This is a genomic window from Microbacterium sp. 69-10 (genome assembly GCF_001897945.1).
Lineage (GTDB): Bacteria > Actinomycetota > Actinomycetes > Actinomycetales > Microbacteriaceae > Microbacterium.
On sequence record NZ_MKRT01000030.1, the window covers coordinates 29,924 to 38,312 of the forward strand.

The window sequence follows — 8,389 nt, forward strand, 5'->3', positions numbered from 1 at the left end:
TGCAGGCCGACGGTCTGCAGACCGTAGCCGCCGTAGATCATCACGCCGATCGAGGCGCCTGCGGCGATGTCGGTCCAGCGCATCCCGCGCAGCGCGTGACGGAAGATCAGGATGCTGACCAGACCCGCCACGAGGAACCGCAGCCCCACGAAGAACCATGGGTCGGAGTGCTGCATCGCCCAATGCACGAGCAGGAACGTGCTGCCCCAGACCGCCGTGATGGCGATGAGGGCGAGTTCCTGCGGGCGCAGCCGCATCCAGCGGAGATTCGAGGGCACAGCCGATTCTCCCGCATCCGGGGGACGCCGAGGCGCGGGAACGGATGCACGGTCCGGGAATGGATGCACGGTCGATTCCGCGATCCGGTCGTGCAGGTGTTCCCCGATCGTGCAGGTGTGCCTCGGATGCGGGGGCGAGGGGCGCCGGATGCTGCGGGCAGGGGCGAGCGCTGGCGTGGATCAGCTCGGTTCCGGACGCTCTCCCTGCCCCCAGCGGATCGACAGTGCGCCGGGCCCGAAGCCGCGCCGGATCGCGTGCAGCGACAGAGCACCGTTCAGCGCCCGCGGCGTGACCGTCAGGCCGGCGGGCGTCTCCTCGAGCTCCTCGCACCAGTCCGGCACCCACCCCGGATCGAATCGCGTCCACAGCAGCAGTTCGCGCGACTGGAAGGCCACCCCGTGACCGGTGCCGTCGGTGATCGGGAACCCGGCGGGGTACACGACCGCCCACTCGATCATCGTCGTCTCGGGACTGCTGATCGGCCGGTCGAGCTCGAACATGAACCCGTGCACCTCGCGGCTGGGGTGGGTGTGCCGCACCAAGATGCGGCCACCGCCCAGCGCTTCGAAGCCGGGCTGCGGGGTGGGCTCACCCGTGGTGATCTCCACGAACGGGATGGCCGCGACGACCCCGGAGGTCGCCTGCACCACCATCCGGGTCGTGCGCCGTAGCACCCGTCCGTCGGGTCCGACATCCGTCACGGCGTGGATCGTGAGCTCGCGGGTCGGATCGGGGTACGCGGCGCCCATCGCCAGGAATGTCTCTCGCACCCGCTGCTCGGTCGGATCCTCATCGAAGGGGAACGCCGTCGAGCCGAGGGGACCGGTCCGCATCGTAGGCCCGAGGCGATCGAGCAGTGTGCCCGGATCGAGATCGAGCATCTCTTCGAGATCGCCGATCGCCGCGAGTGACTGCGCCCCCTCGGGGCGCCGCTCACCGGATCGCCAGTAACTCAGCGTCGCCCTCGACACCGGATTGCCGCGCTCCGCGAGCCGGGCGTGCAGACGGGAGAGTGTGATCCCGCGTTCTCGTATGGCCGTGCTCAGGACCTCGGCGAACGTCTCCGCCGACCGGTCCTGAGAAGTCGCGTGCCCCGTCACAGCAGCCCTCCCGGTATGTGAACGTCTCCCGCATAGATTGGCACACGGGTCAGGTCGGCGTCTCCGCTGGGGAGTGGGCGCCGCGGGCCCCCGAGAACGTGCGGACAGGGCCAGTCGGCACGCGCGCTCGGCCCTGTGCGCTTCCCCCCGGCGCACGGACGGGCCGGCGGCTTCTGGGGATGCCGCCGGCCCTCCACTGCGCGATGCTTCCCTCGCGAGCTCGTCGCGGTGGTGCGAAGGCCGCAGCACCGGGGCATCCGCTGCTCCGCCCACGGCGGATCCGCCCGGGGCGGATTCACGCGACAGTGGCGACCCGTCGGACGCACGCTGGAGCCATGACCGATGACAAGCCCATCCCGCAGTTCGGCGCCGAGGCGCGCCGTGCGCTGTTCCACGAGCGCGTCCTCGTGCTCGACGGCCCGCTCGACGACGACAACGGCACCCTGCTGATGACCCAGCTGCTCAGCCTCGCGGCCGAGGATCCGGCCGCCGACATCGCGCTCTGGATCCACTCGCCCGGCGGCTCGGTGCCGGCCATGCTCGGCATCCGCGACATCATCCATGCGATCCCCAACGACGTCGCGACTGTCGCGCTGGGACTCGCCTGCAGCGCCGGGCAGTTCCTGCTCTCGGCAGGCACGAACGGCAAGCGGCGGGCGCTGGCGCACTCGCGCATCCTGCTGCATCAGGGGTCGTCGGGCATCGGCGGCTCCGCGGTAGAGATCGAGGTGCAGGCCGATGACCTCCGGCACATGCGCGACACCGTGATCGGCCTGATCTCCGACGACACCGGGCAGCCACGTGAGCGCGTGTTCGAGGACTCGCTGCACGACCACTGGTACACCGCGGACGAGGCGCTGGAGTACGGCTTCATCGACGGCGTCGTCACCTCGCTCGCCGATGTGTTCCCGCGGCGCCGGACGCGGATCGGGCTGGGTGCCGACAGTGCCGGCACCGTCACGGAGAAGAGGGTGGCGAGTGCCGCCCCCACCCACCCGAACAAGGAGGAGTCGCGATGAGCGGCTACACGATCCCGAACGTGATCGCCCAGAACCCGCGCGGCGACCGGATCATGGACGTCTACTCGCATCTGCTCGCGGAGCGGATCGTCTACCTCGGAACGGAGGTGGATGCCGGAGTCGCGAACACGATCATCGCCCAGCTGCTGCACCTGGACGCGGACAGCCCCGACAGCGACGTGCAGCTCTCCGTCAACTGCGCCGGGGGAGACCCGAGCGCCGCCCTCGCGATCTACGACACCATGCAGCACATCCGCCCACGCGTCACGACCACGTGCGTCGGCCAGGCGATCGGCGTGGGCGCCCTGCTGGTGGCATCCGGTGCGTCCGGCATGCGCTCAGCGCTGCCGCACTCCCGGATCGTGCTGCACCAGCCCGCGGCGCAGACCCGCGGGGCCGTGCCCGACCTGATCCTCGCCGCCGACGAGGTGGTGCGCGTGCGCTCCGAGATGGAGCAGGTGCTCGCGCATCACACCGGGCGCACGGTCGAGGCGCTGCGCGCCGACACCGATCGCGACCGGGTCTTCACCGCGCAGACAGCCCTGGAATACGGCCTCATCGACCAGGTGCTCGCGCCGCGGTGACCGCCGGATGCCTCAGGCGGCGAGGGCGAACGCACCGCCGGTGGCCGGCTGCGCGGCGGTCTCGGCGGGCCGGAGGCCCTGCGCCACCGCGCTGGTGAGCTCGAGCAGGGAGGAGTCCAGAGCGCCGGCGACCGCCGCGATCATCTCGCTCGACGGCTCCTTCAGGCCCCGCTCCATCTCCGACAGGTACTGCGGCGAGACGCCGGCGGCCTCGGCGGTCTCGGTCAGGGTGTCACCGCGCTCGTGGCGCAGCCGGCGCAGCTCGGCGCCGAGCAGCTCGCGCCACAGCGGCTCGGGCTGACGAGGGGTGCGGGGCGAGGGGAAGGGGAGGATCGAGGCCATGGCCCACGGTAAACACGGCCGCCGCTGAGGATCCACCCCTTCCGCCCAGAGCAGAATGCCGAAGCGCGACAGGGGCGTGCCCGGTCCCCGCCTGCCCTCGCGACGGGTGGGCTCATAGCCTCCCGGCGTAGACTGGCAGGGTCACCGATCCGAGGACTGTCATGCCCGCCGCCACCCGCACCTTCACTGCACGCAACGTGCAGCTGACCCGTGCCGCCCTGGCGGCTGTGGCCGCCGTGATGATCACCTTCTCGCCCGACCATTCGGCTGCCGTCGGGCTGGCGGTGTTCGCCGGATTCGCGCTCTCCACTGGCCTCGTGCAGCTGCTGGCGGCGATCATCGTGCACCCCAGCGGCCACCGCTGGCCGTCCGTCATCATCGCTGCTGTGTCGTTCGCGGCGGGCATGTTCGGGGGCATTCCGGGGCTGCGCTCGGAGGGCCTGTTCTTCACCCTCGTGATCGCCTGGGCCGCGGCCACCGGACTCGTCGAGCTCATCGCCGGCATCCGCTCGAAGGGCACCGATGGCGCCCGCGATGCGGTGCTCGTCGGCGGACTCGGGCTGCTCCTCGCTCTGCTGCTGGCGCTGGTGCCGGCCGGATTCGTGCAGGAGTCGGTGCTCGCCGGCGGCGTCACCTCTACTCTGACCAGCATCATCATCGGCGTGGGGCTGTTCGGCGGCTATGCCGCCATCGTCGCGGTCTTCCTCGGCATCGCGGGGCTCACCCCGGGCGCGAAGAAGACGGCGGATGCCGAGACCGGCACCGACGCGGACCGTCTGGCCGACCATGGAGGACACGCATGACCGACCAGAAGCCGACGCGACGCGAGATCCTGCGCCCCCTGCACCTGCTGGGCATCGCCCTGGCGTGCGGCGTCTTCGCGGCGCTGGTCACGATCTTCTCCACCGGCGGGTTCACCGCGCGCGTGAACAGCGCCATCGCGAACGGCACGTACAAGGACCTGCCGCCGTTCACCCTCGGCCTGGTCGTGGGCGGGATCTGCTTCATCGTGACGCTGCTGGTGCTCGCGATGCTGATGCTCGCCGTCAACCCTGCCGACGTCACCAAGACCATCGACAAGCCGGTGCTCCTCGACCCCAAGCAGAAGAAGTCCCGCGGGGGCGATGCGGTGGCGGATGCCGGGATCGACGGCACCGAGGGGCCCGACCCCTCCGGCGCCTGAGGCTCAGCCCTCGACGAAGTCCGGCTGCACGAGCCGGTCATCGCCCTCGCGCGGCTGACCCCGCCCGTCGGTGTTGTTCGTGAGCAGCCAGAGCCTGCCCGCCGGGCCCGCGGCGACGTCGCGCACGCGCCCGTACTCCTCGGTGAACCTCGCCCGCCAGGGCTCGGTGTCCGGATGCGAGGGGTCGAACGACCAGACCCGTTCCCCGCGGAGGGCGGCGATGAACAGCGTGCCGTCCACCATCGCGATGCCGCTGGGGCTGGCATCCGCCGGCTTCCACACGGCGACCGGGTCGATGACATCCGCGGCGCCCGCCTTTCCCTCATGGTCGGGCCAGCCGTAGTCGCCGCCCGCCTCGATGCGGTTCAGCTCGTCCCAGGTGTCCTGTCCGAACTCGCTCGCCCAGAGCGTTCCCGTGTCGTCCCAGGCGAGACCCTGCACATTGCGGTGACCGAGCGAGTACACCGCGGTGCCGAACGGGTTCCCGGGAGCCGGATCGCCGTCGGGTGTGACCCGCAGGATCTTGCCGCCGAGGTAGGTGCGGTCCCGGGCGCGCTCGCGCCGGCCGGCGTCGCCGGTGCCGATGTACAGCATCCCGTCCGGACCGAACGCGATGCGTCCGCCGTCGTGGTTGGCCGCTCGCGGGATGCCGGTGACCACGTCCTCGACCCGGCCGGCGTCCAGGCGGAGAGATCCCGCCTCCCCGGTGAGCGGCATCCGCACCACCCGGTTGTCGTCCTCCGTCGCGTGGTACGCGTAGAGCCAGCGGATGCCGTCGATCTCCCGTACCACCAGGCCGTTCAACCCCGCCTCGCCGCCGGACACGACGCCGGGCACGGTGCCCACCGTGCGCAGCACGCCGGATGCCGTGACCTCGAGCACCTTCCCGTCGTCGCGCTGCGAGATGAGGGCGCCACCGTCGTCGAGCACCACGATCGACCAGGGCGCCTCCAGCCCTGAGGCCAGGACGCTCGGGCCTTCCGGCTGCGATGGCGACGACGGCGACGGCGTCGATGACGCCGTGCAGCCGGCCAGGGCGAGCACCGCGGCGATGCCCGCGATCGCAGCGGTGAGGCGTACGGAGCGGTGATCCTTGCGCATGGCCGCCTCCTCGCATCCGATCCCTCCAGCATCCCCGAGTCCGTGGCGATCCGCCAGAGCGCCTGCTGCGGCGCGACGCCGCCGAGTGCACCGGATGCCGCCGAGCGCACCACTTGTCCGCGCAGGCAACTGGTGCACTCGTCGCTGACCGGTGCGCTCGACGAGTTCCAGGAAGCGGACGCGGGAATACCGGGCATGGGGGCAGACTTGATCCTGCTATGACCGCCTCTGTCGATCGCGCCACTGTCGGACTGCGATCCGAGCGCGGCCCCATCCTCGGCGCGCTCATGCTCGCCACCGGGCTCATCGCGATCGATGCGACCATCCTCGCCACGGCGGTGCCCAGCATCGTGCGCGACCTCGGCGGGTACACCCAGTTCCCGTGGCTGTTCTCGGTCTACCTGCTCGCGCAGGCGGTGAGCGTGCCGATCTACGCGAAGTTCGCCGACATGATCGGGCGCAAGCCGATCATCCTCCTCGGCATCGCGCTGTTCCTGCTCGGCTCCGTGCTGTGCGGATTCGCCGGCAGCATGCTGTGGCTCATCATCTTCCGCATCGTGCAGGGACTGGGCGCCGGCGCGGTCGGACCCATGTCGATGACGATCGTGGGCGACATCTACACGGTCCCCGAGCGCGCCAAGGTGCAGGGCTACCTGGCCAGCGTGTGGGCGATCGCCTCGGTCGTGGGCCCGGCGCTCGGCGGCATCTTCGCCCAGCTGGACGCCTGGCGGTGGATCTTCTTCGTGAACATCCCGCTGTGCGCGCTCGCCGGATGGATGCTGGTGCGCCGCTACCACGAGGAGAAGCAGCCTCATCGGCACCGCATCGACTTCGGCGGTGCCGCCCTGCTCACGGTCGGCCTCACCGGCATCATCCTCGGGTTGCTCGAGGGCGACAGCGCGTGGGCGTGGGTCTCGGTGCCGAGCGCGATCTGCTTCGGCGGGGGAGCGGTGGCGCTGGTGATCTTCGCGTTCGTGGAGCGCCGGGCATCCGAGCCGATCATCGACTTCGCACTCATCGGACGGCGCCTGATCCTCAGCACCACGATCGTGTCGTTCGGGATCGGCGCGCTGCTGATCAGCGTCACCAGCTTCGCGCCCGCCTACCTGGAGGGCTCGCTCGGCATCGCCCCGCTGCTCTCCGGACTCGCCGTCGCGGCTCTCACGTTGGGCTGGCCGCTCGCCGCGGCGAACGTCGGGCACCTGTACCTGCGCATCGGATTCCGCCGCACCGCCCTGATCGGCATGTGCACGGCCACGATCGCGGCGATCGGGCTGGCGGTCAGCGGGCCCTGGCCGAACGTGTACCTGCTCGCGGGCATCGCGTTCGTGCTCGGCTTCGGGCTGGGCTGGGCGTCCGCGCCGGTGCTGATCGCCGCGCAGGCGTCGGTCGGCTGGGGCGAGCGCGGCGCCGTCACCGGCATGAACACCTTCGCCCGCTCGGCGGGCAGCGCGGTCGGGGTGGCGGTGCTCGGTGCGATCTCGAACGCCGTCATCGCGCAGGGTGCGGGCCCTCAGGATCCCGCGACGATCATCTCGGCATCCACCTGGGTGTTCGTCGGCGCGGCGGTCACCGCCGCGATCACGCTCGTCGCCCTGCTGTTCATGCCGCCGGACCCGGCCCCCGTCGACGCCTGAGCCGTGCGGCGCGGCGGCGCCAGGCGCCGGGCCCCGGTCTAGCATCACTCGAAGAATATCGTGAACGGGTTTAGCGCGGACTTCTATGTCATCACCCGGCGTTCTCGGCCTTGACCGGTGATGGCGGTCCGCGGTTCGATTGCTTTGGTCGCATATGTGAGGCCGCGGAGCCGGATCGCGGGAGACAAGCTCTTGACCGCGCTTGAGTGGGTGGCTAGTCTACCCGTAGACAACGTTGTCTTAACTTGGAAGGTCACAATGAACCGTGCTCGTGTTCGCTTGCGCTCCACCCTGGCAATATTGACTGCGCTCGCTCTTGTCGCCGCAAGTGCGAGCAGCGCCTCTGCCGCCGTCATTCAGAAGCACACCATCCCATCGTGGACGTCCTACTCCAATGGAGGAGCCGAGCTCACCGTCGGGGTAGACACGGCGAACAAGCACGGGGGGACGGCTTCGCTCAAGATCCAGCACACGAGCGCCCGCGCCGGCAACTCCTACGGCGGCGTCGCCCAGCCCCTGACCATCTCCCCGTCGACGACCTACACGATCAGCGGATGGGTCAAGGCGCAGAGCGTCCAGGGGAACGATGCCAACCGGATCATCCTCGACCCGACATGGGCCGAGGCGCGCTACTTCGCCGGTGGCACCTACGATTGGACCGCATTCACCTGGACGTTCACCTCGGGCGCCAGCCAAACGAGCCTGCCATTCACGCTCATCGGTCAGGACACAGGTACTCTCTGGCTCGACGACCTCTCGGTGACCGCATCAGGGAGTTCCGCGAATCTGCTCGCGAACGCGGGCTTCGAGACGTATTCCGACCGCATTACGATCACGAATTCCAAGTTGGTCTTCGCACCGGGAGCTGCGACCGTCAACCTCGTCGCCTCAAGCTCGACCGTCGGATGGAACGTGTCCGGTCAGAACGGCGCGATCGCGCTTCAGGGCACGGCGACTGTCTCCGGCTCGGGCGCCGCAAGCCTCGACCTGAACACCCTTCCCGCGGGCTACTATACGCTGCGGATGCAAGGGGGGACCTTCTACACCGAAACCTCGCTGGCGGTGATCGCCGGCCTCTCGACGGCCCCAACCTCATCCACGAATCTGTTCGGTGCGACGGCCCACCCCGACTACGAGCCAGGCC

Annotated in this window: 11 protein-coding genes; 7 read left to right on the forward strand and 4 right to left on the reverse strand. The window is 70.2% G+C overall.

Annotated elements, in window-relative coordinates:
- Together BGN97_RS16590 and BGN97_RS16595 are read right to left on the reverse strand one after the other, a co-directional pair.
- A partial coding sequence (locus BGN97_RS16590; RefSeq protein ID WP_363331449.1) for an EamA family transporter occupies nt 1–278 on the reverse strand: 278 nt, incomplete at its 3' end.
- Between the two features lie 180 nt (nt 279–458).
- Entirely contained in the window at nt 459–1,112 is a 654-nt protein-coding gene (locus tag BGN97_RS16595) for a hypothetical protein (protein ID WP_292703977.1), read from the reverse strand.
- 602 nt (nt 1,113–1,714) lie between these two features.
- On the opposite strand from BGN97_RS16595, the gene BGN97_RS16600 reads away from it, so the two are divergent.
- A complete protein-coding gene (locus BGN97_RS16600; RefSeq protein ID WP_292703980.1) occupies nt 1,715–2,398 on the forward strand; it encodes an ATP-dependent Clp protease proteolytic subunit in 684 nt (227 codons plus the stop codon).
- Complete coding sequence (locus tag BGN97_RS16605; RefSeq protein ID WP_292703983.1) at nt 2,395–2,982, forward strand: ATP-dependent Clp protease proteolytic subunit; 588 nt, start codon at nt 2,395–2,397, stop codon at nt 2,980–2,982. Before BGN97_RS16600 ends, BGN97_RS16605 begins: the two co-directional genes overlap by 4 nt.
- A 12-nt stretch (nt 2,983–2,994) precedes the next feature.
- Here BGN97_RS16605 and BGN97_RS16610 read toward each other — a convergent pair whose 3' ends face one another.
- A complete protein-coding gene (locus BGN97_RS16610) occupies nt 2,995–3,324 on the reverse strand; it encodes a helix-turn-helix transcriptional regulator (RefSeq protein WP_292703986.1) in 330 nt (109 codons plus the stop codon).
- Nucleotides 3,325–3,485: 161 nt separating this feature from the next.
- Between BGN97_RS16610 and BGN97_RS16615 the strand changes: the two genes are divergently transcribed.
- Together BGN97_RS16615 and BGN97_RS16620 are read left to right on the forward strand one after the other, a co-directional pair.
- The gene (locus BGN97_RS16615) at nt 3,486–4,127 is read left to right on the forward strand and encodes an acyl-CoA synthetase (protein ID WP_292703988.1); all 642 of its coding nucleotides are present in this window, start codon (nt 3,486–3,488) and stop codon (nt 4,125–4,127) included.
- Nucleotides 4,124–4,507, forward strand: a complete 384-nt coding sequence (locus tag BGN97_RS16620; protein ID WP_292703990.1) for a hypothetical protein — start codon at nt 4,124–4,126, stop codon at nt 4,505–4,507. The genes BGN97_RS16615 and BGN97_RS16620 overlap by 4 nt, the downstream gene beginning before the upstream one ends.
- Nucleotides 4,508–4,510: 3 nt before the next feature.
- On the opposite strand, the gene BGN97_RS16625 is transcribed toward BGN97_RS16620, so the two are convergent.
- Nucleotides 4,511–5,608 (reverse strand): PQQ-dependent sugar dehydrogenase, encoded by a 1,098-nt coding sequence (locus tag BGN97_RS16625; RefSeq protein ID WP_292703992.1) that lies wholly within the window; start codon nt 5,606–5,608, stop codon nt 4,511–4,513.
- A 42-nt stretch (nt 5,609–5,650) separates the two neighbouring features.
- Between BGN97_RS16625 and BGN97_RS16630 the strand changes: the two genes are divergently transcribed.
- From BGN97_RS16630 to BGN97_RS16640, 3 genes are all read left to right on the forward strand, one after another.
- Entirely contained in the window at nt 5,651–5,830 is a 180-nt protein-coding gene (locus tag BGN97_RS16630; RefSeq protein WP_292703994.1) for a hypothetical protein, read from the forward strand.
- Nucleotides 5,827–7,245 (forward strand): MFS transporter, encoded by a 1,419-nt coding sequence (locus BGN97_RS16635; RefSeq protein ID WP_292703996.1) that lies wholly within the window; start codon nt 5,827–5,829, stop codon nt 7,243–7,245. Before BGN97_RS16630 ends, BGN97_RS16635 begins: the two co-directional genes overlap by 4 nt.
- Before the next feature lie 258 nt (nt 7,246–7,503).
- Nucleotides 7,504–8,389 (forward strand): carbohydrate binding domain-containing protein (locus tag BGN97_RS16640; RefSeq protein WP_292703999.1); only part of this gene is annotated, 886 nt, incomplete at its 3' end.